Origin of the sequence: Pseudomonas asiatica, assembly GCF_040214835.1 — a bacterium.
In the GTDB taxonomy this organism is placed as follows: domain Bacteria; phylum Pseudomonadota; class Gammaproteobacteria; order Pseudomonadales; family Pseudomonadaceae; genus Aquipseudomonas; species Aquipseudomonas putida_Z.
This window is the reverse complement of record NZ_CP157874.1, coordinates 825,924-851,374: the sequence shown is the minus strand read 5'-3', so window position 1 is coordinate 851,374 and position 25,451 is coordinate 825,924. Positions and strand designations below refer to the sequence as shown.

General features: G+C 62.7%; 22 protein-coding genes and 1 tRNA gene. 14 read left to right on the top strand and 9 right to left on the bottom strand.

Annotated elements, in window-relative coordinates:
- Positions 1-5: 5 nt before the first annotated feature.
- From ABNP31_RS03905 to ABNP31_RS03840, 14 genes are all read left to right on the top strand, one after another.
- A complete protein-coding gene (locus ABNP31_RS03905; RefSeq protein WP_085665060.1) occupies positions 6-623 on the top strand; it encodes a CDP-alcohol phosphatidyltransferase family protein in 618 nt (205 codons plus the stop codon).
- A gap of 12 nt (positions 624-635) precedes the next feature.
- Positions 636-1,946: an ATP-grasp domain-containing protein gene (locus ABNP31_RS03900; RefSeq protein WP_350013023.1), complete on the top strand. Its 1,311-nt coding sequence runs from the start codon at positions 636-638 to the stop codon at positions 1,944-1,946.
- Positions 1,947-2,005: 59 nt separating this feature from the next.
- Positions 2,006-4,366 (top strand): PEP/pyruvate-binding domain-containing protein, encoded by a 2,361-nt coding sequence (locus tag ABNP31_RS03895; RefSeq protein WP_350013022.1) that lies wholly within the window; start codon positions 2,006-2,008, stop codon positions 4,364-4,366.
- Positions 4,363-4,965: a type 1 glutamine amidotransferase gene (locus ABNP31_RS03890; protein WP_024086258.1), complete on the top strand. Its 603-nt coding sequence runs from the start codon at positions 4,363-4,365 to the stop codon at positions 4,963-4,965. The genes ABNP31_RS03895 and ABNP31_RS03890 overlap by 4 nt, the downstream gene beginning before the upstream one ends.
- Positions 4,962-5,687, top strand: a complete 726-nt coding sequence (locus tag ABNP31_RS03885) for a phosphocholine cytidylyltransferase family protein (protein WP_085665062.1) — start codon at positions 4,962-4,964, stop codon at positions 5,685-5,687. The genes ABNP31_RS03890 and ABNP31_RS03885 overlap by 4 nt, the downstream gene beginning before the upstream one ends.
- A 187-nt stretch (positions 5,688-5,874) precedes the next feature.
- Positions 5,875-7,596 carry a tetratricopeptide repeat protein gene (locus ABNP31_RS03880; RefSeq protein WP_085665063.1) on the top strand — a complete coding sequence of 574 codons (1,722 nt, stop codon included), beginning with the start codon at positions 5,875-5,877 and terminating at the stop codon, positions 7,594-7,596.
- Positions 7,597-7,600: 4 nt separating this feature from the next.
- The gene (gene lolB / locus ABNP31_RS03875) at positions 7,601-8,218 is read left to right on the top strand and encodes a lipoprotein insertase outer membrane protein LolB (protein ID WP_085617355.1); all 618 of its coding nucleotides are present in this window, start codon (positions 7,601-7,603) and stop codon (positions 8,216-8,218) included.
- 3 nt (positions 8,219-8,221) lie between these two features.
- Positions 8,222-9,082, top strand: coding sequence for a 4-(cytidine 5'-diphospho)-2-C-methyl-D-erythritol kinase (ispE, locus tag ABNP31_RS03870; protein ID WP_075043753.1), 861 nt, complete (start codon positions 8,222-8,224; stop codon positions 9,080-9,082).
- A gap of 20 nt (positions 9,083-9,102) precedes the next feature.
- Positions 9,103-9,177: transfer RNA gene (locus ABNP31_RS03865), tRNA-Gln, on the top strand.
- A 47-nt stretch (positions 9,178-9,224) separates the two neighbouring features.
- Positions 9,225-10,166 (top strand): ribose-phosphate pyrophosphokinase, encoded by a 942-nt coding sequence (locus tag ABNP31_RS03860; protein ID WP_003247410.1) that lies wholly within the window; start codon positions 9,225-9,227, stop codon positions 10,164-10,166.
- Between the two features lie 121 nt (positions 10,167-10,287).
- Entirely contained in the window at positions 10,288-10,881 is a 594-nt protein-coding gene (locus tag ABNP31_RS03855) for a 50S ribosomal protein L25/general stress protein Ctc (protein WP_013970896.1), read from the top strand.
- 79 nt (positions 10,882-10,960) lie between these two features.
- Positions 10,961-11,545 carry an aminoacyl-tRNA hydrolase gene (gene pth, locus ABNP31_RS03850; RefSeq protein WP_008099045.1) on the top strand — a complete coding sequence of 195 codons (585 nt, stop codon included), beginning with the start codon at positions 10,961-10,963 and terminating at the stop codon, positions 11,543-11,545.
- Positions 11,546-11,569: 24 nt separating this feature from the next.
- On the top strand, positions 11,570-12,670 hold the full coding sequence (gene ychF / locus ABNP31_RS03845; RefSeq protein ID WP_013970895.1) for a redox-regulated ATPase YchF: 1,101 nt from the start codon (positions 11,570-11,572) through the stop codon (positions 12,668-12,670).
- A gap of 283 nt (positions 12,671-12,953) precedes the next feature.
- Positions 12,954-14,666: a SulP family inorganic anion transporter gene (locus tag ABNP31_RS03840; protein ID WP_085665064.1), complete on the top strand. Its 1,713-nt coding sequence runs from the start codon at positions 12,954-12,956 to the stop codon at positions 14,664-14,666.
- A gap of 89 nt (positions 14,667-14,755) precedes the next feature.
- Here ABNP31_RS03840 and ABNP31_RS03835 read toward each other — a convergent pair whose 3' ends face one another.
- From ABNP31_RS03835 to ABNP31_RS03795, 9 genes are all read right to left on the bottom strand, one after another.
- Positions 14,756-15,778: a DUF2955 domain-containing protein gene (locus tag ABNP31_RS03835; protein WP_350013021.1), complete on the bottom strand. Its 1,023-nt coding sequence runs from the start codon at positions 15,776-15,778 to the stop codon at positions 14,756-14,758.
- On the bottom strand, positions 15,768-16,865 hold the full coding sequence (locus tag ABNP31_RS03830) for an HlyD family secretion protein (protein WP_350013020.1): 1,098 nt from the start codon (positions 16,863-16,865) through the stop codon (positions 15,768-15,770). Before ABNP31_RS03830 ends, ABNP31_RS03835 begins: the two co-directional genes overlap by 11 nt.
- Positions 16,862-18,382 carry a TolC family protein gene (locus ABNP31_RS03825; protein WP_350013019.1) on the bottom strand — a complete coding sequence of 507 codons (1,521 nt, stop codon included), beginning with the start codon at positions 18,380-18,382 and terminating at the stop codon, positions 16,862-16,864. The genes ABNP31_RS03830 and ABNP31_RS03825 overlap by 4 nt, the downstream gene beginning before the upstream one ends.
- Before the next feature lie 13 nt (positions 18,383-18,395).
- Positions 18,396-19,493, bottom strand: a complete 1,098-nt coding sequence (locus ABNP31_RS03820; RefSeq protein WP_350013018.1) for an AI-2E family transporter — start codon at positions 19,491-19,493, stop codon at positions 18,396-18,398.
- A 39-nt stretch (positions 19,494-19,532) separates the two neighbouring features.
- The gene (locus ABNP31_RS03815) at positions 19,533-20,729 is read right to left on the bottom strand and encodes a monovalent cation:proton antiporter-2 (CPA2) family protein (RefSeq protein ID WP_238067256.1); all 1,197 of its coding nucleotides are present in this window, start codon (positions 20,727-20,729) and stop codon (positions 19,533-19,535) included.
- 35 nt (positions 20,730-20,764) lie between these two features.
- A complete protein-coding gene (ppk2, locus tag ABNP31_RS03810) occupies positions 20,765-21,583 on the bottom strand; it encodes a polyphosphate kinase 2 (RefSeq protein ID WP_350013017.1) in 819 nt (272 codons plus the stop codon).
- 230 nt (positions 21,584-21,813) lie between these two features.
- The gene (gene ycaC, locus ABNP31_RS03805; protein WP_010951959.1) at positions 21,814-22,434 is read right to left on the bottom strand and encodes an isochorismate family cysteine hydrolase YcaC; all 621 of its coding nucleotides are present in this window, start codon (positions 22,432-22,434) and stop codon (positions 21,814-21,816) included.
- Positions 22,435-22,558: 124 nt separating this feature from the next.
- The gene (locus ABNP31_RS03800) at positions 22,559-23,944 is read right to left on the bottom strand and encodes an aspartate aminotransferase family protein (RefSeq protein ID WP_085665070.1); all 1,386 of its coding nucleotides are present in this window, start codon (positions 23,942-23,944) and stop codon (positions 22,559-22,561) included.
- 12 nt (positions 23,945-23,956) lie between these two features.
- Entirely contained in the window at positions 23,957-25,423 is a 1,467-nt protein-coding gene (locus tag ABNP31_RS03795; protein ID WP_350013016.1) for an NAD-dependent succinate-semialdehyde dehydrogenase, read from the bottom strand.
- Between the last annotated feature and the right edge of the window lie 28 nt (positions 25,424-25,451).

Below are 25,451 nucleotides of genomic sequence, written 5' to 3'. Positions count from 1 at the left end.
ACAATATGCCCACATTGGCGCGTGTATTTCCGTTCGTCCGCCTTTTGGATTTGGCGAACATATTAACAATGTTCAATATCGGCTTGGCCTTCGGTACTGTTTATTTTGCGTTGCAAGGACGGTTCGTTCTGGCGGCAACGGTGATTTGCCTGGCCGCGATGCTCGATTTCCTTGACGGCCACATAGCCCGACGCTACCTGGCGGCGAACAACGCGCAACGGGCCTTCGGCAAGCATCTAGACAGTTTTGCCGACTTGCTCAATTTCAGCATCACGCCAGCCCTTGTCATCCTAATCCTCGACCAGTCTCTTTCGGCCACGCTGGCCGCAGCAACTCTGGTTTTCACGGCCATTTTGCGGTTATCGCTGTTTGGCATGCCCAGCACATCGGCTGACGGGGGATATCAGGGACTACCCACCACATATTCAGGATTTGTCTTTGCGCTGGCGCTGATGGGGCTATCGGCCGGGCATTACGGTGCCGGTGTGATCGTCGGCCTGGTGGCCCTGGTCGGCATCCTCCAGGTCACCAGCTTGAGAATTCCCAAGTATGGCGCACTTTCGACGGTCGCTTGCTTCGCAATGCTGTTCGGGCTCAGCACCATTTACTTTCATCCCTGGTAATCCGAGGTTCCAATGAAACACGTGGTTTTCGTCGACAGCACCGTAAGCGGCCTGCTGGCTTTTGAGGCAGCCAAACGGCTTGGCTGCCATGTCACCTTCATTCATCAGCGCGACGCCTCGTTCCTGACGATCTCGATCAAGGACGACACCTCCCGTCTCGAGCCTTACCTGCGATATGTGGATACTTATTTGCGTATCGATAATCTGGAAGACGGCGAACTCAGCCAGTTGTTGGCCAACCTGCACGCAGAGCGTCCTATTGACGCCCTCATCTCTACCTCAGAAGCAGCCATAGTACCGGTGGCGCGTGAGGCCCAGCGTATCGGCACCCTCTACCCGAGGTACGAAGCTCTGTGCGGGGCGGTATACAAGAGTCGATTGCGCGAGACGCTGCGGGCACACGGACTACGCTCTCCTGATTTTGAAGTACTGAGCGAAGAGCAACTGATCAACGGGGTCGCTCCGAGTTTGTCGCTGCCATTCGTTGTCAAGCCGACCCGCGGATTCGCCAAGCAGTTTTCCGCCATTTGCCATAGCCAGGCCGACTTTGACGCCTTTCTCGCCGAGCTGCGCCAGAGTCGCAAGGGTGCTGATCCTATGATCGACCACTTGATAAGCAGCGACTATCTGGTCGAGCAATACATCGACGGTACATTGCATTCAGCGGAAGTCATCGTCCAAGACGCCAAGGTCTCCTGCTTTGCGACCACCATCCGTTTCCGCGCCGACCATAGCGAAATATTAGAAATGACCGCGACCATGCCGTCAGGCCTTGACGCAGCACAGCGCGACGAGATCAAAGCATATGTGCAGGCAGTGTTCAGCGCTCTGGGGCTGGATGTTGGCCTTTATCATGTTGAACTGTTGCGCGATGCCAAAGGGCCCTGTCTAGTGGAGATCAACGCACGCATGATGGGTAGCGTAGCGCCGCAGATGTACCGGATGCTGACCGGCATCGACCCGTTCGAACTGCTAGTCCGTCTGCACCTAGGCGAGCCCATTCTAATTGACGACTCAGTGCTTCAGCGCGCAGGTAGCGTCGTAACTGTCGCCTCCCGCAATGGCGGTCATATCGCCAACGACTACGCCCCCGACTCCCTACAGCCATTACTGGACAAGTACAACATCCGGTTTTGCACCGCCCACGTTGCGCCTGGCCAGGCGGTAAACGTCTATAGCGGCAACATCGGCACAATTGGCCACGTCATCGTTGAGGACGACTGCCCCTACGCTGCGGCGAAAAAGGGCAATCGCTTCCTGCGCGAGCTGTCCTCACTTTACGGCCTTGAACTCGCGACTTATACCGGCGCCGAGTTGGCTTAAACCTGACACAAACTGACAGCCCCCTGCGAAGGACTGATTGGACTGATTAGGGAAGACATATGCACTCGGTAAATCCTTCTCCCGTGTTCACTTTTTCCGGCAAGGCCGATACCCTGCAGCAACTGGCACCACTTCTGAGCACCGGGCAAGTGTTGCCCCTTCATCGATTCACCGTGGCACAGTGGCGGGAGGACTGGCAGGCAGTGATCGCGCACTGTCAGGCGTTCTTTGGCGATGAGCCGCTGATTGTAAGATCCAGCTGTCTAGCCGAAGACCGCGACGGCCATTCCGGTGCAGGGATGTACGCGTCAATTCTAGATGTATGTGGCGGCCAGGCACTCGGCGAAGCCATCAAGACGGTGATCGCATCCTACGGCCTAGCTCGCGAGCGCGATGAGGTGCTGGTGCAGCAGATGGCGAGAGGTGTATTGGCCAGCGGAGTGGCGATGACCCGTGATCCAGAGACGGGTTTGCCATATTACGTAGTTGACTATGTACTAGGTGCCAGCACCGACGGTGTCACTGCCGGCAACGAGACTGTGCACGCTTTCGTCTCCCTTGGCAGCGAGGCGGCAAGCGAGCCTGCGGAATTACCAGGGCTGTTTTCGTTGCTCGAAGAGGTACAAGTTCTAACCGGGCACGATGCCTTGGACATAGAGTTCGCGATCACTGTCGATGGCCCTCTGCTATTCCAAGTGCGTCCCATGACCGCGGATGGGCCCCGTAATGCCAGCGCACTTGCCGACGCCCAACTACGCAAAGTTTTGGAGCACGAGGCCTCTCAGCTCGAAGAGCTGATCTGCAAGCAACGCCATCCGCGTCCTGCGTCGACCGCCTTCCTTGGCCTTATGCCGGACTGGAACCCGGCGGAAATGATCGGTACCAAGCCGCGGGCGCTAGCCTACTCGCTATATAAGGAGCTGATCACTGACCTTAATTGGGCCTCTGCCAGGTTCCGATACGGCTACCGGGATCTGCGGCGCAAACCGCTGATGTACCAGGTGGGTGGCTCTCCTTACATCTGCATTGCCCACAGCATCGAGTCATTCATCCCTGCCTCGGTACCTCAAGATGTTGCCGAGCGCGTAGTCGAACAGTGCGGCGACTATTTGGCCATGCATCCTCATCTGCATGACAAGATCGAGTTCGCGATCATTCCTACTTGCTTCACGCCAGAGCTTACTAGCCCCGGTGCCGCTGCCGCGCTGCCGGCGCTCCGGACTCTTAGTACCGAGCAGCACGAATGCTACTTGAACGAGCTACGCCAGTTGACCGAGCACATTATCTCCCCCAGCGGCCCGTTCTTCTCCGACCTGACACGCCTACCGAGTATTACTGACAAGGTGCAGAGTTTAATGGCGGGGGAACCTCGGCGCGAGTCCTTGCAACGTATGAGGAATGGCCTATCGGCGGCCAACGTGGTCGCTGAAATATTCGCTGGCGCTGCCCGTGCAGCGTTCATAGGTACCGCAATAATTAAATCGCTGGAAACAGCGGGGGTAGTATCTGCCGGTTTCATCGATCATGTGACCGGAGGGGTCAATAGTATCGGTCGCGAGATGGCCAGCGATTTCCAGACGTTGCATAAGGACGATTTCCTAAAGCTGCACGGTCATGTCCGGCCGGGTACCTACGATATACGTGTGTCACGCTACGACGAGACTCCGGAGCGTTATTTTGACTGGCAGCGCCCATTACAGCGGCCCCAAAAATCTATGAACGGGCTAACTGTATCTCGGGCCCAGGTCAACGCCATTCAGCAAGCTTTTGACCAGTGCGGTCTTAACGTTTCCGCCGAGCAGTTCCTGCAATTTGCTCAGGCCGCTATTGCATCGCGCGAGAAGCTCAAATACCTCTATGCAGCGTTTGTTTCGGATGTTTTGCGCTCACTATGCGATTGGGGTGAGGTACATGGTTTTGACCGCGACCAACTCAGCTTTGCGCAAATCACCGAATTTACCAGCGTTTACGCCGACATCGATCGCAAACGTTTGCATCAAGCGATTGCCCACAACCGCAGCCGCTGGCATGAAACGCAGTTAGTCCGTACGCCAAGCATCATCTGTCAGCCGCAAGATCTATTCGGCCATCGAGTGCACTGGTGCAATCCCAACTTCATCACTCGACGTGCCACTCACGCGCGGGTGGCCCTAGTGCTTCCTGGGCAATTGGCACCGGACATTGAGGATTGCATTGTCTTAATCGAAAACGCTGATCCGGGTTTTGATTGGATTTTTACCCACCGCATTGCTGGTTTCATCACCGCCTACGGAGGCGAGAACTCGCATATGTCGATCCGAGCCCGAGAGTTTGCCATTCCCGCAGCTATCGGCGTGGGCGATACTCGATTCAAAACCCTATTGGCGGCGACAAGCCTGCTGCTCGACTGCGCCGAGCGGCGTATACAGGTGCTGGCATGATTTTGGTTGGGATGACCATGCTCAGGCAGTTCAACGCCGAACGCCAGGAATGGCGGGACGCGCTCGACCAACGCTGGGTTGAATTCTTAGACCAATGTGGGCTGACCCCGCTGTACCTTCCAAACGATCCGAGAGTCAGCATGGCGCTAGTCCAATCATTGCGCCCTCAGGGCCTCTTGCTTACTGGTGGAGGGAGCTGCCAGGCCCTGAGTGGGACAGCCGACACACGCGACGCCACTGAGAGGGTCTTGCTTGATCTTGCGGAAAATCTACGGCTTCCGGTGCTCGGTGTATGCCGCGGCATGCAGGTAATGTTGACGCGAGCTGGCGGCACTTTGGAACGCTTGGCCGGCCATGTAGGCGAACACATGATCAACATGCAAGAACAACGGCGGCGAGTGAATTCCTATCATGAATACGGCTTTCGGGAGGCGCCCGACGGCTACCGCGTACTAGCCCTGGCCGACGACGGCGTGATCGAGGCTGTGTATGACGACCACCGTCGGCATACCGGGATCATGTGGCACCCCGAGCGAGAACTACCTGCCGATCCATTGGATATTCAACGCGTGCGACATGCCTTTGGAGCTTTTTCATGAAAGCCATTATTCTTGCTGCAGGTCGCGGGAGTCGCTTACAAGCCCTGACCGATGAACGCCCCAAGGCCTTGGTACCCTTTAATGGTGTGCCACTGCTACAGCGCGCGATTGAAACGCTCCGTCGATGCGATGTCAGCGAGGTTGGCATCGTTGCAGGCTATCGAAGCGAAATGCTTGCACCATTCGCCGACACTTTGTTTCACAACCACCGCTGGCACAGCTCCGGTATTTTCAGCTCTCTAAATTGCGCCAGCGGTTGGTTGAGCGCAGAGCCTTGCCTTGTTAGCTACGGTGACATCTTCTACGACAGCACCCTAGTATCCGAGCTAATTAACCATCCAGCCGATATTGTCCTGGGCTACGATCCCGCTGCAGTGCGTCTCTGGCAGCAACGCTTCAACGATCCGCTACCAGACCTGGAGAACTTCCGCTTAGTCGATGGATTGGTGAGCGCTATTGGACAGACCGCTACCAGTCTTGAGGTCATTCAGGGCCAGTACATAGGCTTGTTCAAAGTCACGCCAGCGGGTTGGCAGGCGTTGAAAAGGCAATTGCAAGGGCTCACGCCTCAGGCACGCGACCAGACTGACATGACATCGCTATTAGGGGCACTAGTCAGCGAAGGTTTTCCAGTCGCCGGCGTGGCGACGCACGCTCCCTGGGGAGAAATTGACTGCCCCAGCGACGTGGCACTATACGAGCGGATCTATCCTGACCTGTGATCTCGACAAAATTGTCGGTGCAGGCAGGGGCTGGGTCATTGTGTCAGAAGCCCCTTCGAACCTCTCCCCCACCCCGCTGTCCCACTCTGCACCACCCAGCCTGTAAACCACGACCTTCGCAGGTGGGTTTGCCCCCGCGCTTGTGTCATCATGCTCCGACCGCCGGTGAGTCCTCTTAAAGCCTTCTATGAACAAACCATACGCATTGCTGCTTGCCTTCGCCCTGCTCCAGGGCTGCCAGAGCCTGGCCCCGCAAAAGGCCGAGCCCCCCGTCGCCGAGGCCGGCAAGAGCGAGGCGGAAAAGCCCGTGGTGTATGGCTCGTTCAAGCAGGACACGCTCTATAGCCTGCTGGTGGCAGAACTGGCCGGCCAGCGCAACCGCTTCGACATCGCCCTGGCCAACTACACCGACCAGGCCGCGAAAACCCAGGACCCCGGGGTTTCCGAGCGCGCCTACCGCATTGCCGAATACCTCGGCGCCGATGAACCGGCACTGGACAACGCCCTGGTCTGGGCCCGCAACGACCCGCAGAACCTCGATGCCCAGCGCGCCGCCGCCATCCAGCTTGCCCGCGCCGGCCGCTATGACGACTCCATGACGTACATGGAAAAGGTCCTGCAGGGCCAGGGCGACACCCATTTCGATTTCCTCGCCCTGTCCGCCGCCGAAACCGACCAGAGCACCCGCGACGGCCTGCTGCAAAGCTTCGAACGCCTGCTGGTGAAGTACCCGGACAACGGTCAACTGGTGTTCGGCAAGGCCCTGCTGCTGAACCAGGACGGCAAGGCCGAAGAAGCCTTGGAACTGCTCGAGTCGCACCCGCCGCAAAACGGCGAAATCGCCCCGATCCTGCTGCGCGCGCGCCTGCTGCAAGCCCTGGATCGCGGCCCGGAGGCCCTGCCACTGCTGCGCGGGGCGATTCGCGACAACCCGGACGACAAGCGCCTGCGCCTGACCTACGCCCGCACCCTGGTCGAACAGGACCGCATCGCCGATGCCAAGGGCGAGTTCCTCAGCCTGGTCCAGCAATACCCCGAGGACGACGAGCTGCGCTATTCGCTGGCCCTGGTGTGCCTGGAGAACAAGGACTGGGATGAAGCCGAGGGCTACCTGCAGGAGCTGATCGAACGCGACAGCAACGTCGACGCCGCGCACCTGAACCTGGGCCGCATCCGCGAGGAGCGCCACGACCCTGCAGGCGCCCTGCGTGAATACGCCCTGGTCGGCCCGGGCCCCGACTACCTGCCGGCGCAACTGCGCCAGGCTGACATCCTGATCGCCAACGGCCGTGGTACCGAAGCCTCACGCCTGCTCGCCGATGCCCGCGAAGCCCAGCCGGACTACACCATCCAGCTGTTCCTGATCGAATCGGAAAGCTACAGCAACAACAACAAGGACGCCCAGGCCAGCCAGGTGCTGCAGCAAGCCATCCAGCGCTACCCGGACGACCTCAACCTGCTTTACACCCGCGCCATGCTGGCGGAAAAGCGTGACGACCTGCCGCAGATGGAAAAAGACCTGCGCGCCATCATCGCCCGCGAACCGGAAAACGCCATGGCCCTGAACGCCCTCGGCTACACCCTGGCCGACCGCACCACCCGCTACAGCGAAGCCAAGGCGCTGATCGACAAAGCCCATCAGCTGACCCCGGACGACCCGGCGGTACTCGACAGCCTGGGCTGGGTCAATTACCGCCTGGGCAACCTCGACGAGGCTGAAACCTACCTGCGCAAGGCCTTTGCCAGCTTCCCCGACCACGAAGTGGCCGCCCACCTGGGCGAAGTGCTATGGGCCAACGGCAAGCGCCGCGAAGCCCGCCAGGTCTGGGCCAAGGGCTTCGAAGCCCAGGCCGACAGCCCCATCCTGCGCAAGACCATTCTGCGCCTGACCGGATCCGAGACTCTCTAACGCCATGTTCCTGCGCCATTGCATTACCTTCACCCTGATCGCCCTGCTGGCCGGCTGTGCCGGCTTCGGTAGCCGCGAGGCCCTGCAGGGCCACGGCGACCCGCAGCAGTGGCGCGCCCATAAAGAGCAGCTGAGCAGCCTCGATGGCTGGCAGATCAACGGCAAGGTCGGCATCCGTGCCCCGCGCGAGTCGGGCAGCGGCACGCTGTTCTGGCTGCAACGCCAGGACTACTACGACATTCGCCTGGCCGGCCCGCTGGGCCGTGGCGCCGCACGCCTGACCGGCCGCCCCGGCGGCGTGGTACTGGAAGTGGCCAACCAGGGCCGCTACGAGGCACCCAGCCCCGAAGCGCTGCTGGAAGAACAACTGGGCTGGCAGTTGCCGGTCTCGCACCTGGTCTGGTGGGTACGCGGCCTGCCCGCCCCCGACAGCAAGAGCAAGCTGACCCTGGACGGCGACAGCCGGCTGGCCAGCCTCGACCAGGATGGCTGGCAGGTGCAGTACCTGAGCTACACCGAGCAGAACGGCTACTGGCTGCCCGAGCGCCTGAAGCTGCACGGCAAAAACCTCGACGTGACCCTGGTGGTCAAGGACTGGCAGCCGCGCCAGCTGGGGCACTGATACATGCAAACCCTTACCCTGCCCGCCCCGGCCAAGCTCAACCTGTGGCTGCACATCATCGGCCGCCGCGCGGACGGCTATCACGAGCTGGAAACCGTGTTCCAGTTTCTCGATCACGGCGACGAACTCAGCTTTGCCGTGCGTGATGACGGCGTGATCCGCCTGCATACCGAGATCGAGGCGGTGCCGCACGACAGCAACCTGATCGTGCGTGCCGCGCGCAAGCTGCAGGAACAATCCGGCACGACGATGGGCGCCGACATCTGGCTGAGCAAGGTGCTGCCCATGGGCGGCGGCATCGGCGGTGGCAGCTCGGATGCCGCCACTACCCTGTTGGCCCTCGCCCACCTGTGGCAACTGGACTGGGACGAAGACCGCCTGGCAGCACTGGGCCTGAGCCTGGGCGCCGACGTACCGGTATTCGTGCGCGGCCACGCGGCGTTCGCCCAGGGCGTGGGTGAACAACTGACCCCGGTCGACCCGGAAGAGCCGTGGTATGTCGTGCTGGTGCCGCAAGTGTCTGTCAGCACAGTAGAAATTTTTTCACATCCACAGTTGACACGTGATTCACTCCCCCTTAAGATGCGCCCCGTTCCCGAGGGAAACAGTCGAAATGACTGCCAACCGGTGGTAGAGCAGAGTTACCCGGAAGTTCGCAATGCGTTGAATTCACTGGGTAAATTCACTGAGGCTCGACTGACCGGTACTGGAAGTTGTGTGTTTGGGGCCTTCCCAAGCAAAGCCGAAGCTGATAAAGTTCTGGCCCTTCTTTCAGCGACCCAAACAGGGTTTGTGGCGAAAGGAAGCAACGTTTCGATGTTGCATCGCAAGCTGCAAAGTCTGGTCAAGAAGTCGAGCGCATAAGCGTTCGCAGCAACAGATACAGGGGCGTCGCCAAGCGGTAAGGCAGCAGGTTTTGATCCTGCCATGCGTTGGTTCGAATCCAGCCGCCCCTGCCATTTTCCTTATACTCATCCAGGTTACCCTCAGCCTTCAGGTACTGCGCGTGTCCAAGATGATGGTCTTTACGGGGAATGCCAACCCCGATCTGGCTCGGCGTGTCGTACGTCAGCTGCATATCCCTCTCGGTGACGTCTCTGTCGGTAAGTTCTCCGACGGCGAGATCAGCACTGAGATCAATGAAAATGTCCGCGGTAAAGACGTCTTCATTATTCAGCCGACCTGTGCCCCGACCAACGATAACCTGATGGAACTGGTAGTGATGGCCGACGCCTTCCGCCGCTCCTCAGCATCCCGAATCACCGCCGTGATTCCTTACTTCGGATACGCCCGCCAGGACCGCCGTCCGCGTTCGGCACGTGTAGCCATCAGCGCCAAAGTCGTCGCTGACATGCTCACTGTCGTAGGTATCGACCGTGTACTCACCGTCGACCTGCACGCTGACCAGATCCAGGGTTTCTTCGATATCCCGGTCGACAACATCTACGGCTCGCCCGTACTGGTCGACGATATCGAGGACCAGCGTTTCGAGAACCTGATGATCGTCTCCCCGGACATCGGTGGTGTCGTGCGCGCACGTGCCGTCGCCAAGTCCCTGGGCGTCGACCTGGGTATCATCGACAAGCGCCGCGAGAAGGCTAACCACTCCGAGGTGATGCACATCATCGGCGACGTCGAAGGGCGCACCTGCATCCTGGTAGACGACATGGTCGACACCGCCGGCACCCTGTGCCACGCGGCCAAAGCCCTGAAAGAACACGGCGCTGCCAAGGTTTACGCCTACTGCACGCACCCTGTCCTGTCGGGCCGCGCGATCGAGAACATCGAGAAGTCGGTACTGGACGAGCTGGTGGTGACCAACACCGTTCCGCTGTCCGCCGCTGCTCAAGCCTGTGACCGTATCCGCCAGCTGGATATCGCACCGGTTGTCGCTGAAGCGGTCCGCCGCATCAGCAACGAAGAATCGATCAGTGCGATGTTCCGCTAAGCGGAACACACGCTGACGAAAAGCGCCCCGCCCCAACACTGGTTGTTGGGGCGGGGCTTTTTTGCCATCCCCGTTGGCGCTGGTCGCAAACGCCCTCGGGGGGCTATTTTGGAGAAACAAAATGACCGAATTCACTCTGAACGCCCAAGCGCGTACTGACCTGGGGAAAGGTGCGAGCCGCCGCCTGCGTCACTCCGCGAACATCCCAGCCGTTGTCTACGGTGGTAACCAGGACGCCCAGTCCCTGACCATCCTGGCCAAGGAAATCACCAAGCTGTTCGAAAACGAGGCTGCCTTCAGCCACGTTCTGGAACTGAACGTCGACGGCGCCAAGCAAAACGTCGTGGTCAAGGCTCTGCAGCGCCACCCGGCCAAAGGCTTCATCATGCACGCCGACTTCGTTCGCGTCGTTGCTGGCCAGAAACTGACCGCCAAGGTACCGGTTCACTTCATCAACGAAGAAGCCCCGGTCAAGAAAGGCGGCGAGATCTCCCACGTAGAAGCCGAGATCGAAGTTTCCTGCGAAGCCAAAGACCTGCCTGAGTTCATCGAAGTCGACCTGGCCAACGCTGAAATCGGCACCATCATCCACCTGTCGGACCTGAAAGCTCCGAAAGGCGTAGAGTTCGTAGCTCTGGCCCACGGTGATGACAAAGCTGTTGCCAACGTTCACGCTCCACGCGTTGCTCCAGAAGCAGAAGGCGCTGCCGAGTAATCCACTCGCACGCCGGCGTTGATCGGGTTACAGTGCCGCGCGCCCTGTAACCCACCAACTCCAAGGAAGAGCCCCTGACGTGACCGCCATCCAGTTGATCGTCGGCCTGGGTAACCCCGGCCCCGAATACGAACAGACCCGGCATAACGCAGGGGCTCTTTTCGTTGAACGCATTGCCAGCGCCCAGCGCGTCTCGTTGACCGCTGACCGCAAATATTTCGGCCTGACGGCTAAGTTCAGCCATCAGGGCAACGACGTTCGTCTGCTCATCCCCACCACCTACATGAACCGTAGCGGCCAGTCCGTGGCGGCCTTGGCCAATTTCTTCCGCATCAAGCCGGAAGCGATCCTGGTGGCGCATGACGAACTCGACCTGCCCCCGGGCGTCGCCAAGCTCAAGCGCGGCGGTGGCCATGGTGGGCACAACGGCCTGCGCGACATCATCGCGCAGCTCGGCAACCAGAACGACTTCCACCGCCTGCGGCTTGGCATCGGCCACCCGGGCGACGCCAAACTGGTCTCCAACTTCGTCCTGGGCCGCGCGCCGCGCGCCGAGCAGGAGAAGCTCGACGCCAGCATCGATTTTGCCCTCGGCGTGCTGCCGGACGTGCTTGCCGGCGACTTCGCCAAGGCGATGCGCGAGCTGCACAGCCAGAAGGCCTGATTTCCTTTAGAGAGGGGAATACCCATGGGTTTCAATTGCGGCATCGTCGGCCTGCCCAACGTCGGCAAGTCCACCCTGTTCAACGCCCTGACCAAGTCTGGCATCGCGGCGGAGAACTTCCCCTTCTGCACTATCGAGCCTAACAGCGGCATCGTGCCGATGCCCGATGCGCGCTTGAATGCCTTGGCTGAGATCGTCAAGCCAAACCGCATCCTGCCGACCACCATGGAGTTCGTCGACATCGCCGGCCTGGTGGCTGGTGCCTCGAAAGGCGAAGGCCTGGGCAACAAGTTCCTCGCCAACATCCGCGAGACCGACGCCATTGCCCACGTGGTGCGCTGCTTCGAAGACGAGAACGTGATCCACGTTTCCAACAGCGTCGACCCCAAGCGTGACATCGAGATCATCGACCTCGAGCTGATCTTCGCCGACCTCGACAGCTGCGAGAAGCAACTGCAGAAGGTTGCCCGCAACGCCAAGGGCGGCGACAAGGAAGCCCTGGCGCAGAAGGCCATCCTCGAACAGCTGATCCCGCACTTCACCGAAGGCAAGCCTGCGCGCAGCCTGATGAAGAACATGAGCGCCGAAGACAAGGCGGTCATCCGCGGCTTCCACCTGCTGACCAGCAAGCCGGTCATGTACATCGCCAACGTGGCCGAAGACGGCTTCGACAACAACCCGCACCTGGACGTGGTCAAGGCCATCGCCGAGGAAGAAGGCGCGGTAGTGGTGCCGGTGTGCAACAAGATCGAAGCGGAAATCGCCGAGCTGGAAGACGGTGAAGAGAAGGACATGTTCCTCGAGGCCCTGGGCCTGGAAGAACCTGGCCTGAACCGCGTTATCCGCGCCGGTTACGAGCTGCTGAACCTGCAGACCTACTTCACTGCCGGCGTGCAGGAAGTACGTGCCTGGACCGTGCGCGTCGGTGCCACTGCACCACAAGCCGCTGGCGTGATCCACACCGACTTCGAAAAAGGCTTCATCCGCGCTGAAGTGGTGGCCTATGACGACTTCATCCAGTTCAAGGGTGAGAGCGGTGCCAAGGAAGCCGGTAAATGGCGTTTGGAAGGCAAGGACTACATCGTCAAGGACGGTGACGTGATGCACTTCCGCTTCAACGTTTAAGCGGCAGACTGCAGTACCCACGAACCCCTTGAGGCCAACGCCTCAAGGGGTTTTGTTTTTTCTGGCATCTGGCAAGCAGCACGCGCCCACTGTGGGAGCGGCTTTAGCCGCGAAGAATCCAACGCGGTGCATGGCACCGGCTGCGCCGGTGTTCGCGGGCATGCCCGCTCCCACAGGTACCACGCATTTTCCGGACCTCGCATCAAAGCGAAAGGGCCGCAGAGCGGCCCCGGAATTCAGCATCTAAGCTGTGATTCAGCACCCTCCCCCGGACGCACGCCCCATGCCTGAAAAACCCCGCCTCGACTGGCAACGCTGGTTACCCGGCCTGGTCACCCTGCTCCACTACCAACCCGCCTGGCTGCCCAAAGACATCGCCGCCGGCCTGGTGCTCACCACCATGCTGGTGCCGGTGGGCATCGCCTATGCCGAAGCGTCTGGCGTACCCGGCATCTACGGGCTGTACGCCACCATCATCCCGCTGCTGGCCTATGCCCTGTTCGGCCCCAGCCGCATCCTGGTGCTGGGCCCGGACTCGGCATTGGCCGCACCGATCCTGGCGGTGGTGGTGCAGTACGCCGCCAGCGACCCGCAACGGGCAATCGCCATCGCCAGCATGATGGCCCTGGTGGCCGGGGCGTTCTGCGTGATCGCCGGTCTGCTGCGCCTGGGCTTCATCACAGAGTTGCTGTCCAAGCCGATCCGCTATGGCTACATGAATGGCATCGCCCTCACGGTGCTGATCAGCCAGTTGCCCAAACTGTTCGGCCTGTCGGTCGACAGCCAGGGCCCTCTGCGGGATACCTGGAACCTGATCCAGGCCTTGCTCGCCGGCGAAGGCCATTGGCCAAGCTTCGTGGTCGGTGGCGGTAGCCTGGCGCTGATCCTGCTGCTCAAGCCGTTCAAGCGCTTGCCGGGCATTCTCATTGCAGTGGTGCTGGCCACGCTTGCGGTGAGCCTGCTGGGGCTCGACCAGCAAGGTGTGAAAGTGCTCGGCGAACTGCCCCAGGGGCTGCCCAGCTTCGTGTTCCCCTGGGTCAGCGATATCGACCTGGTGGAGGTACTGCTCGGCGGCATCGCGGTGGCACTGGTGTCGTTCGCCGATACCAGCGTGCTGTCACGTTCCTACGCCGCGCGCATGAAGACCCCGGTCAACCCCAACCAGGAAATGTTCGGCCTGGGCGTGGCCAACCTGGCCTCGGGGCTGTTCCAGGGCATCCCCATCAGCAGCAGCTCGTCACGCACCCCCGTGGCCGAGGCGGCCGGCTCGCAGACCCAGCTCACCGGCATCATCGGCGCGCTGGCGGTGACGCTGTTGCTGCTGGTGGCGCCCAACCTGATGCAACACCTGCCTAACAGCGCCCTGGCGGCGGTGGTGATTGCCGCAGCGTTGGGCCTGTTCGAGTTTGCCGACCTCAAGCGCATCTTCCGCATGCAGCAATGGGAGTTCTGGCTGTCGTTCACCTGCTTCGTCGGCGTAGCGGTATTCGGGGCCATTCCCGGCATCTGCATTGCCGTGGCGATATCGGTGATCGAGTTCCTGTGGGACGGCTGGCGGCCGCATCATGCGGTGCTGGGACGGGTGGATGGCACCCGCGGTTACCATGATGTGCAGCGTTATCCACAGGCCCGACGCATTCCGGGGCTGGTGCTGCTGCGTTGGGATGCGCCGCTGTTCTTTGCCAATGCCGAACAGTTCCAGAGCACGGTGATGGCGGCGGTGGATGCATCGCCTACCCCGGTTCAACGGCTGGTGATCGCGGCAGAGCCGGTGACAAGCATCGATATCACCTCGGCGGACATGCTGGCCGAATTGGACCGGGCGCTGGAGGCGCGGGGGGTGGAGTTGCAGTTTGCCGAGATGAAGGACCCGGTAAAGGACAAGATGCGGCAGTTCGAGTTGTTCGAGCATATGGGGGAGTCGGCGTTTCATCCCACTGTTGGGGCAGCGGTGGATGCCTACCTGGAAGAGAGTGGGGTTGACTGGAAGCCCTAGGTTTTCCTGGGCTGGCCTCTTCGCGGGTAAACCCGCTCCCACAAGAATTGCGTGATCCCATGGGCAACGCGATACCTGTGGGAGCGGGTTCACCCGCGAAGAAGCCCACGCCGCATCCGAAGCCGGTCTATCCAGATCAGCATGACACTGGCATACACCGACACCGCCAGAAACAGCGCCATGCGCACGGCAAAGGCGCGGTACACATCCTGCCCGCCCGCGCTGTCCTGCACCGACTGCCCCAGCAAGATCAGCATGGTCGTCAGGCAACTCACCCAGTACGCCGGGCTTTGCCTGGTATCCACTGCACGGTAAAGCCTGCGCCCCTGCCAGAGAACGAACAGCAGCACCCACAGGAAAAACATCCACAGGTGCACGAACAGGCTCAACGCGCCCCACATCAGTATCGCCAGCAACCCGGCAAGCAAGGTCGAGCCGATCAGCTCGCGGCTGGCATGCCGCGCGCGGGTTTCGCCGGCCTGCTGCCCCAGGCTCACTGCCTTCATGATCAGCGGCATGTACTGGTCCGGGGCGATCAGCGCCAGCAAGAAGGCCGGCATGACGATCAGCGTGGCACGCAAGGCGACCCAGCTCACCTGGTCACTGTCGAGCAGAGGCGGTGCCGGTTGCGCCGGCGCATCGGCCGGTTCGGGAAACAGCACATGCGCTGCCGCGGTACCCAGCACCGCCAGCAGCATGCCTTTGGCCAGCGCTTCGACCACCGACAGCGCCAGGCTGAAGTCGCTGGTGCCGGCAGCAGCGATCATGGTCAGGCCGATCACCAGCAAATTGGCCAGCAGGCCGTTGCCGCCCTTCAGCGCATAACGCAAGGTCAGGAAAACCCCCACCCCCACCAGCAACACCCCACTCACCGGGGCATGGCGCAGCAGCGGAATCAGCAGCAGCCCGCTACCGCAGGCAAGCAGCACCAGCACCGCCAGGGCCGGGGCCGCACGCAGGGGCAAGGGCTGGCTGCGCATGGCCAGCAACAGCACCGCGAACACCGGCGCCAGGATCGGCACCGGCAGGCCGATGCCAAAACTCACCGCCAGGCACAGCGCCACGCCCCAGGCCAGGCGCAGGGCGCGCAGGCGGCGCAGCTCAATAGGCATACGACAGCCAGCTCATCAGCCACATGAACAGCCGGCCCAGCAGGTTCAAGGGGTTGCCCTCGGTTGGCAGGGCCATGACTTCGGCCTGGCCGCCGACCCGCAAACCGCTCTTGTCCTGCAACTGGTCACGCTCCAGTTCGACGATCACCGGGAAGCGTTGCGCCGAGCGCAGCCACTCGCGGCTGTTCTGCACGGTCGGCAACGTGCCCGGCGGGTTGCTCTGGCCCACGCTCACGCCGTAGCCGATGCTGCGAATGCGCCCCTTCAACACCGTGCCAGGCAGCGCATCGAGCACTACCAGCACCGGGGTTTCTGGGCGCAGCCGACCGAGGTTGTTTTCGGTCATGTCGGCACTTATCCACACGTCATGGATGGCGATCAGGGTCATCATCGGGCTGCCGGCGCCGACATAGTGGCCAACGTCGGTGCGCAGGTCGGTGATCAACCCGTTTGCATCGGCGCGTACCACGGTGCGCGCCAGGTCCAGCCGGGCTTTTTCCACATTGGCCGCCGCGCTGCGCAGTTGGGCGTTGTCGTCCTGCGCCCCGCCCTGCTGCTCACGGGCCCGCTCCACTTCGGCACGGGCTGCCGCGACCTGGCTGATGGCCTGGTCGCGGTTGGCCTGGGCGCCCTCCAGGCGGCGCACCGACACCGTGCCCGGGTCTTCATCGATCAGGCGCTTGAGCCGCTCGGCGTCCTGCCGCGCCTTGCGCTCGTTGGCCTGGGCCGCCACCAGCGCCGCCTGGGCCGAGTCGATGCCAGCGGTGTGGGCGCCGATCTGCCGGCGTACCGTGTCCAGGTCGGCTTCGGCGCGGGCCAGGGCGATGCGGTACTGTTCCTGGTCCAGTTCGAACAGCACATCGCCCTTGCGTACTTCCTGGTTGTTGCCCACCGCCACACGCTTCACCTGCCCGGCCACCTCGGCACTCACCGGCACCACGTAGGCCTGCAGGCGGGCCTGCTGGGTATAGGGCGTGAAACGGTCGGCCAGCAGGTACCACAGCAGGCTCACGGCAATCAGCAGCAGCACCCAGCGCATGCCGCGATCGGGGGCTGGCGGAGGGGACGTCGGCGTGGCGTCGCTCATTTCGTTTCACCTTGTTCATGTGCGCTGGGGGCTGGCTCGTCGAGCAGTTCGCCCCAATCTGTGCGTTGCTGCATCTGCTGGCGGGTGGCCGGGTCGATCGGTGCGCGGCTGGCGTCCCAGCCGCCGCCCAGGGCCTTGTACAGCGTCACCAGGCTGCTGACGGCATTGCCGCGGCTGACCAGGTAGCCGTCCTGTTGCTGCAGCAGCAGTTGCTGGGCGTCGAGCACGCGCTGGAAGTCGGCAAAGCCTTCGCGGTACTGCGAGCTGGCCAGGCTCAGCGAGCGCTGCGCGGCCTGCGAGGCCTGGTCGCGGATGCTTGCGCTCTGCAGCGAGCGCACCAGCCCGCTGGCGGCATCGTCGGCCTCGCGGGCGGCTTCGCGCACGCCCTGGTGGTACAGCTCGATCAGCTGCTGCAAGCGGGCATCTTCCACGCGCACGGCGTTCTTGCGCCGGCCGTAGTCGAACGGGTTCCAGATCAGGCTGGGCCCGGCGGCGATGTCGAAGGTATCGGGCAGGTGATTGGACGTGACGAAGCTCCAGCCGATGCTGCCCAGCAGGCTCAGCTGTGGATAAAGGTCGGCCTCGGCCACCCCGACCAGCGCCGACTGCGCCGCCACCGCCTGCTCGGCGGCGCGGATGTCCGGGCGGCGCTGCAGCAGGCTGGCGGGCACGCCCTGCAGCACGGCACGGTCCGGCAACGGCAACTGGCCGTGGCCGGCATCCAGCTGTGGCAGCGGCCCGGGCGGCCGGCCCAGCAGCGAGCACAGCACATTGCGCAGGGCATTGAGCTGGTTCTGAAACTCGGGGATGGTGGCCTGGGTAGCCAGGTACTGGGTGCGCGCCTGTTGCCAGTCGAGTTCGTCGTTTTCGCCATGACGGAACAGCCGCTCGGTTATCTCCAGGCTGCGCGCCTGGCGGCGGGCGTTTTCTTCGGCGATATCCAGCCGCGCCTCGGTGGTGCGCAGGGCAAAGTAGGTGTCGGCCACCTGCGCACGCAACAGCAGCATGGCATCGGCGTAATTGGCCTGGGAGGCGAAGTAGACGGCGTCGGCGCTTTCGATGGCGCGGCTGAAGCGCCCCCAGAAGTCGATTTCCCAGCCGATGTCGAAGCCCGCGCTGGATTGCCAGAACACCGAATCACGCGCGGTGGCAGTGCCGGACTGGTCCTGCTTGAGGTACAGGCTCTGGGCTCGCAGCTGCTGCAGCTGTGGATAACGCCCGGTCTGCACGATGGCCAACTGGGCGCGGGCTTCGGCAATGCGCAAGCCGGCCACGCTCAGGTTGCTGTTGTTGGCATCGGCCTCGGCGATCAAGGCATCCAGGGCCGGGTCGGCGAACACGGCCCACCACTGGCGCAGGTCGGGCGCCGCGGCCTGCTGCCCGGCTTGCTCCAGCAGCGGGGTGTTCCAGGTGCTCAGCCACGGGTCCTGCGGCGGCTGGAAATCCGGGCCGACCTGGGTACAGCCCACCAACATGGCAGCCAGGCTCAGTGCACAACCACAGAAGCGTCCGGGCATGGCAGGCCTTGACTCACGCCGACGGCTTGACGGGGTTTTCCGGCACCTGCAGCGCCACCCATTGCCAGAACAGTACATAAGTGACGCCCAGGATCACCGGGCCGATGAACAGGCCGATGATGCCTTTGACCACCATGCCGCCCAGTGCCCCGATCAGCACCACCGGCATCGGCACATCCACCCCGCGCCCCAGCAGCAGCGGCTTGAGCACGTTGTCGGCAAGCCCGGCGACGAAGCTGTAGATGGCGAAGATGATGGTCGCCACGGTAAAGCCTTCGACGTTGAAGATGTAGATGATCACCGGCACCGTGATCAACGTGGCCGGTGCCTGGGCAATCCCCAGCATGAGGATGACGATGGCCAGCATCCCGGCCCCCGGTACCCCTTTGATGACGAAGCCGACACCGATCAGCAGCATCTGGATGAAGGCAATGCCGATCACGCCCTGGGCCACCGCGCGAATGGTGGCGGTGCACAGTTTGGCCAGTGGCTTGCCGCGCTCCTCGCCCGACACCCGCATGGCTATGCGCTGCGCCGCGATTTCGCCGCGGTCACCGAACGCCATGATGATGCCCGAGACGATGATCGCCGCGATGAACAACAGGAACGCGCCGCCTGCGCTGGCTGCAGCCCCCAGCACCGTGCGCCCGGCATCCTTGAGCTGGGGCATCCACTGGTTCAGCACACCGGCCATGTTTTCCGAGGCTGCCAGCCACAGGGCATGCACCTTCGGCCCGATCAGCGGCCAGGCCGCCACCGAATCGGGAGGTGCCGGCACGCTCCAGGCCCCGCTTTTCAGCAACGTCACCAGGCTGTCCACCGATTCGCCGATAGACATCACCACCAGGTAGATCGGCACCAGCAGCACGACCAGTACCAGCAGAACTACCAGCGTCGCCGAAAGCCCGTCCTTGAGCCCTGTGCGGCGCTGGATGCGGCAATACAACGGGTACAAGGTCACCGCCAGGATCACCGACCACAGCATCAGCTCCAGGAACGGCTGGAACGTCTGGAAGGCGAATATCACCAGGGCAGCCACCAGGCCGGCCTTGATGAGCACATCGAGCAAGCCCCGCGACAGGCGGCTGTCCAGCTTGATACCCGGTTGCATGCTTCACCTCCGAACTATACGCGCGCCATGTGGCGCGATTCAGTGGCCCGCTTCAGGGGTTGCCTGTGTGGGGCTGTCGTCACGCAACTGCCGCGCCAGGGCCATCATTACCAACGGCACTACCGCCATCGACAAGGTGATGGCCAGCACCAGCAGGTCATGCACCTGCTGCGCCAGCACCTGATGGTCCAGCGCCAGCTTGAACACCACGAAGGCAAACTCGCCGCCAGAGGCCAGCACCACGCCCAGGCACAACGCCTGGGCCTGGTTCAGCCCACCCGCCGTGCGGCCCAGGCCATACAGCAGCGGCAACTTGATGACCACCAGCAGCAGGGTCAGCCCCAGCACCATTAACGGCATGCCGAACAGCAAGCGCAGGTCGGCGCTCATCCCTACGCCAACGAAGAACAGCCCCAGCAGCAAACCTTTGATGGGCTCGATCTGGGTTTCCAGTTCGTGGCGAAAAGGCGACTCGGCCATCAACACGCCCGCCAGAAATGCCCCCAGCGCCATCGACACGCCCACGTGCTCCATCACCCAGGCGGTGCCCAGCACCACCAGCAAGGCAGTAGCGGTCGACAGCTCGGGCAGGCCCGAACCGACTGTCCATTTGAAGACAGGGGTCAACAGGTAGCGGCCAAAGATGATCAGCACACCTATGCCAACCACCACCGCCAGCACCGGCCAGGCACCTTCGTCGGCGGTGCTGACATCACCACCGAGCAGCGGCACCACGGCAATCAGCGGGATCGCGGCAATGTCCTGGAACAGCAGGATCGCAACGGCCAGGCGGCCGTGCGGCTTGCCCAGGTCCTTGCGCTCGGCCAGTACCTGCAGGCCAAACGCGGTGGACGACAGCGCCAGGCCCAGGCCCAGCACGATGGCAGCCGGCTTCGACTGGCCGAACAGCCAGTACGCCAGCAGGCCAAGCAGCACAGCGCTCAGGCCCACTTGTAGCGAGCCGACGCCAAACAGCGCCCGGCGCATGCTCCACAAACGCCGCGGCGACAGCTCCAGGCCGATGACGAACAGCAGCATCACCACACCCATCTCCGACAGGCGTGCCACGTTATCCGGGTTGTTCAGCAGGCCAAACACCGATGGCCCTATCAGGATGCCCGCCAGCAGATAGCCGGGCACCGCCCCCATTTTCAAACGCTGCGCCAGCGGTACCAGAAGCACCACGGCCAACAGGAACACCACCGTCGCCTGCAACAGGCTGCCATCATGCGGCATAGGCTCGCACCCTCGCTGCCCCCCGTGGGGAGAGATCAGAAACGCTCTTCGACGACTTTGAACGGGTAGTTGACGGCCTTGTATTTGCCGATCTTGCCGCGCTTGGGCAACTTCACCAGCCCGTCGCGGGTAATGTCCTTGTAGGGAATGCGCGTCAGCAGATGGCTGATGATGTTCAGCCGGGCACGGCGCTTGTCGTTGGAATGGGCCATGAACCACGGTGCCCAGGACGAATCGGAGGCGGCGAACATGTCGTCGCGGGCCCGGGTGTATTCATCCCAGCGGGTGTACGACTTGAGGTCCATCGGCGATAGCTTCCACAGCTTGCGGCCATCGTTGATGCGGTCCTGCAGGCGGCGGGTCTGCTCTTCGGCGCTGACCTCCAGCCAGTACTTGATGAGGATGATCCCCGACTCGACCATCATCTTTTCGAACAGCGGCACCACGGTGAGAAACTTGCTGCTCTGCTCTTCACTGCAGAAGCCCATCACTCGCTCGACACCGGCGCGGTTGTACCAGCTGCGGTCGAAGATCACTACCTCGCCCGCGGCAGGCAGGTGGCCCAGGTAGCGTTGCACATACATCTGGCTCTTTTCCCGCTCGGTTGGCGCCGGCAGCGCCACCACGCGGAATACTCGCGGGCTGACGCGCTCGGTAATGGCCTTGATGGTACCGCCCTTGCCGGCGCCATCGCGGCCCTCGAAGACAATGCACACCTTCAGGCCCTTGGCCACCACCCATTCCTGCAGCTTCACCAGCTCCACATGCAGCTGCTTGAGTGCCTTCTCGTACGCCTTGCCGCCCAGTTTCTCCGGCTGGTCCTTGGTGTCTTTTTTCCTGGACGACTTCGACATGGCACTCTCCTGAGGGCGAATGAAGAGTCAGTATGGTCGATCCATGGCAGTTTGCCGCTTCGCTTGTGGATTTCGCAGGCTTGCTTCTATCTCATTGATTCTGCGAGTGCTGGTGAGTGTTCCAGGGAGGGTGTGGGAGCGGGTTTACCCGCGAATGCGTCATTGAAGCTACCGACGCATTCGCGGGTGAACCCGCTCCCACAAGGCACGGGGGTGCCTTCGAGGCCGGATTACTTGGCCAGTTTGTTGTAGCTGGTCATCAGGTTGCGGTAGTCCGGAATATGGTTGGAGAACAGGGTCCCCAGCCCTTCGATGTCGTTGCGCCAGTCACGGTGCAGTTCGCAGGCCACGCCGAACCAGGTCATCAGTTGCGCCCCGGCGGCCTCCATGCGCCGCCAGGCCGAGTCACGGGTCAGTTCGTTGAAGGTGCCGGAGGCATCGGTGACGACGAATACCTCGAAGCCCTCCTCCAGCGCCGACAGTGCCGGGAAGGCCACGCACACTTCGGTCACCACGCCGGCGATCAGCAACTGCTTCTTGCCGGTGGCCTTGACGGCCTTGACGAAGTCCTCGTTGTCCCAGGCGTTGATGTTGCCAGGCCGGGCGATGTACGGGGCGTCGGGGAACTGCTCTTTCAGTTCGGGCACCAGCGGCCCGTTGGGGCCGGTCTCGAAACTGGTGGTGAGAATGGTCGGCAGCTTGAAGTACTTGGCCAGGTCCGACAGGGCCAGGACGTTGTTCTTGAAGCGGTCGGGGTCGATGTCCCTTACCAGCGAGAGCAGGCCGGTCTGGTGGTCGACCAGCAGCACGGCGGCGTTGTTCTTGTCCAGACGCTTGTATTGGAAGGCCATGACGGTTCTCCTTGCCTCAGCGGGTTGGAATATCAGCGTAGGCAAGGATGCGGGATGGGTGGGACCGTCAGTCGGTTCGCCTGCCGAGGCCGGGGATGGGGCCGCATGGCAGCCCCTGCAATGCTCAGCCGAGCACCTTGCCAGCCACCTCATCGACCGCCGCCCTGGTGATGGCGACGATCTTTTCGGCATCCTCCTGGTCCAGCACCAACGGCGGTGCAAAGCCGAGAATGTCACCATGCGGCATGGCCCGGGCGATCATCCCGCGCTCAAGACACGCTGCCGATACCTGTGGCCCGACTTTCAACGCCGGGTCGAACGCCGTGCGCGCCTCGCGATCGGCCATGAATTCGACCGCGCAAAGCATGCCGTCACCCCGTACTTCACCTACCAGCGGGTGGCCTTCGAAGGTTTCGCGCATGCGCCGGTTCAGGTATGCCCCCACCACTTCGGCATTCTCGGTCAGGTTCTCGCGCTCGAGAATATCCAGGTTGGCCAGCGCCGCCGCCGCGCAGATCGGGTGCCCGGAGTAGGTCCAGCCGTGGCCCATCGGGCCGGCCTTCTGCGAGCCCTCTTCGATCACGTTCCACACCTTCTCACCAACGATCACTGCCGACAGCGGCGCATAGGCGCTGGTCAGGCCCTTGGCCGTGGTGATCAGGTCCGGGCGGATGTCGTAGCGCTGGCTGCCCATCTTCGAGCCCAGGCGGCCGAAGGCGCACACCACTTCGTCGGCGATCAGCAGCACGTCGTAGCGATCGAGCACAGCCTGGATCGCCTTCCAGTAGCCCTTCGGCGGCACGATGATGCCACCAGTGCCCATCAGCGGCTCGCCAATGAACGCGGCGACGGTGTCGGGCCCTTCGGCCAGGATCAGTTGCTCCAGCTCGTCGGCGCAATAGCGCACGAAGGCCTGCTCATCCATGCCGGCCGGTGCCTTGCGGTACCAGTGCGGGCAGACCGTATGCTTGACGCCCTCCACCGGCAGGTCGAAATGCTGGTGGAAGCTGGGCAGGCCGGTAAGGCTGCCGGTCATGATGCCCGAGCCGTGATAGCCGCGGTCGCGAGAGATGATCTTCTTCTTGAGTGGGCGACCGAGGATGTTGTTGTAGTAGCGCACCAGCTTGACCTGGGTCTCGTTGGCATCGGACCCCGACAGGCCGTAATAGACCTTTTTCATCCCGGCCGGCGCCCAGTCGATGATGCGGCTGGAAAGCTCGATGATCGCCTCGGTCGAGTGGCCGACGTAGGTGTGGTAATACGCCAGCTCCTTGGCCTGGCGATGGATGGCGTCAGCGACCTCGGTACGCCCGTAACCGATGTTCACGCAGTACAGGCCGGCGAATGCGTCGATCAGTTCGCGGCCTTCATGGTCACGCAGGCGGATGCCCTCGGCACCGGTGATGATCCGGCCCTTGAGCGCGCCGCTGGCGTGGTCATGGGCGTGGGTCGAGGGGTGCATGAAGTGGGCGCGGTCCTGTTCGAACAGCTGGCTGAAATCTTGGCTCATGGCAAACACTCCTTAGAACTGACCGTGGTGGTGCAAGCAAACGTATTTGGTTTCGACGAAGGGTTCGAAGCCCTCGCTGCCGCCTTCGCGGCCCAGGCCCGAGGCCTTCATGCCGCCGAACGGGATGGGGTGGCCGGTGAACTTGACGCCGTTGATCGCCACCATCGCGTGGTCGAGCCGGCGCACCAGCGGGTGCACGACATCGAGGCGGTTGCCGACGATGTAGGCAGCCAGGCCGTACTCGGTGTCATTGGCCATGGTGATGGCCTGCTCCAGCGTGTCGAACGGCATGACCCCGGCAATCGGCGCGAAGTTTTCTTCCTGGTAGATGCGCATCGCCGGCGTGACATCGGCAAGCACCGTCGGCTGGAAGAACCAGCCACCCAGCGCATGGCCCTCGCCACCGACCAGGCGCCGGGCGCCACGCTGCAGGGCGTCCTCGACCCGGGCCTGGGTGGCATCGAAGGCGGCCTGGTGCATCAACGGGCCGACCTCTGCGGCCGTCTCCTCACTATCGACCATCGCCGGGCCAACCTTCAGCGCCCGCACCGCTTCGGCGAAGCGCGCCAGGAATGCTTCGTACAACGGCCGCTGCACCATGATCCGGTTGGCCGCGCAGCAGTCCTGGCCAGACGTCTGGAACTTGGCGGCCACGGCCACCCGCACGGCCAGCTCCAGGTCGGCATCGGCGCAGACGATGAACGGCGCGTTGCCGCCCAGCTCCAGCGCCACTTTCTTCACATCCTGAGCCGCGGCTTGCAGCACCAGCTTGCCGACCCGGGTCGAGCCGGTGAAGCTGACCGCCCGCACGCGGCTGTCGCGCACCAGGGTTTCCATGGCCATCTGCGGCTCGCCAATCACCACGTTGAACACCCCCGGCGGGAAGCCGGCGTCCTCTGCCAGCTGGGCCAGGGCCAGCGCCGAGAACGGTGTTTCGTGGGCCGGCTTGACCACCACCGTGCAGCCGGCCGCCAACGCCGCAGCCGCCTTGCGGGTGATCATGGCGCTGGGGAAGTTCCACGGGGTGAGCAGCGCGCAGACCCCGACGGGCTCCTTCAGCGTACTCAGCTGGGCACCCGGAATATGGCTGGGGATGGTCTGCCCGTTGAGGCGCCGGGCCTCCTCGGCAAACCAGGGGATGAAGCTTGCCGCATAGGCGATTTCACCGCGTGCTTCGGCCAGCGGCTTGCCCTGCTCCTCGCTGAGAATGCGCGCCAGAGCCTCCTGGTGCTCGAGCATCAATTCGGCCCAGCGCCGCAACAGCGCAGCGCGGCTGTCCAGGCTCTGCTGGCGCCAGGCCGGGAAAGCCCGCTGGGCGGCATCCACCGCGGCGACGATCTGCTCATGGTCGAGCAGCGGCACATGGCCGATGACCTGGCGGTTGGCCGGGTCATGCACGGCGACGCTGTTGCCACTGTGGCTGTGCAGCCATTGGCCATCGACGTGGCACAGGCTGTTGAATGGGTAGTGGTGTGACATGACTGTTCTCCATACCTCGTTGTCGTGA

Coding starts and splice junctions, on each gene's coding strand:
- ABNP31_RS03800 (WP_085665070.1), bottom strand. CDS start 23,944: ATGAGCCAAGATTTCAGCCAGCTGTTCGAACAGGACCGCGCCCACTTC.
- ychF (WP_013970895.1), top strand. CDS start 11,570: ATGGGTTTCAATTGCGGCATCGTCGGCCTGCCCAACGTCGGCAAGTCC.
- ABNP31_RS03825 (WP_350013019.1), bottom strand. CDS start 18,382: ATGCCCGGACGCTTCTGTGGTTGTGCACTGAGCCTGGCTGCCATGTTG.
- ABNP31_RS03835 (WP_350013021.1), bottom strand. CDS start 15,778: ATGCCTATTGAGCTGCGCCGCCTGCGCGCCCTGCGCCTGGCCTGGGGC.
- ABNP31_RS03815 (WP_238067256.1), bottom strand. CDS start 20,729: ATGCCGCATGATGGCAGCCTGTTGCAGGCGACGGTGGTGTTCCTGTTG.
- ABNP31_RS03820 (WP_350013018.1), bottom strand. CDS start 19,493: ATGCAACCGGGTATCAAGCTGGACAGCCGCCTGTCGCGGGGCTTGCTC.
- ABNP31_RS03880 (WP_085665063.1), top strand. CDS start 5,875: ATGAACAAACCATACGCATTGCTGCTTGCCTTCGCCCTGCTCCAGGGC.
- ABNP31_RS03895 (WP_350013022.1), top strand. CDS start 2,006: ATGCACTCGGTAAATCCTTCTCCCGTGTTCACTTTTTCCGGCAAGGCC.
- ispE (WP_075043753.1), top strand. CDS start 8,222: ATGCAAACCCTTACCCTGCCCGCCCCGGCCAAGCTCAACCTGTGGCTG.
- ycaC (WP_010951959.1), bottom strand. CDS start 22,434: ATGGCCTTCCAATACAAGCGTCTGGACAAGAACAACGCCGCCGTGCTG.
- ABNP31_RS03855 (WP_013970896.1), top strand. CDS start 10,288: ATGACCGAATTCACTCTGAACGCCCAAGCGCGTACTGACCTGGGGAAA.
- ABNP31_RS03885 (WP_085665062.1), top strand. CDS start 4,962: ATGAAAGCCATTATTCTTGCTGCAGGTCGCGGGAGTCGCTTACAAGCC.
- ABNP31_RS03795 (WP_350013016.1), bottom strand. CDS start 25,423: ATGTCACACCACTACCCATTCAACAGCCTGTGCCACGTCGATGGCCAA.
- ABNP31_RS03830 (WP_350013020.1), bottom strand. CDS start 16,865: ATGAGCGACGCCACGCCGACGTCCCCTCCGCCAGCCCCCGATCGCGGC.
- ABNP31_RS03890 (WP_024086258.1), top strand. CDS start 4,363: ATGATTTTGGTTGGGATGACCATGCTCAGGCAGTTCAACGCCGAACGC.
- lolB (WP_085617355.1), top strand. CDS start 7,601: ATGTTCCTGCGCCATTGCATTACCTTCACCCTGATCGCCCTGCTGGCC.
- ABNP31_RS03900 (WP_350013023.1), top strand. CDS start 636: ATGAAACACGTGGTTTTCGTCGACAGCACCGTAAGCGGCCTGCTGGCT.
- ABNP31_RS03840 (WP_085665064.1), top strand. CDS start 12,954: ATGCCTGAAAAACCCCGCCTCGACTGGCAACGCTGGTTACCCGGCCTG.
- ppk2 (WP_350013017.1), bottom strand. CDS start 21,583: ATGTCGAAGTCGTCCAGGAAAAAAGACACCAAGGACCAGCCGGAGAAA.
- ABNP31_RS03905 (WP_085665060.1), top strand. CDS start 6: ATGCCCACATTGGCGCGTGTATTTCCGTTCGTCCGCCTTTTGGATTTG.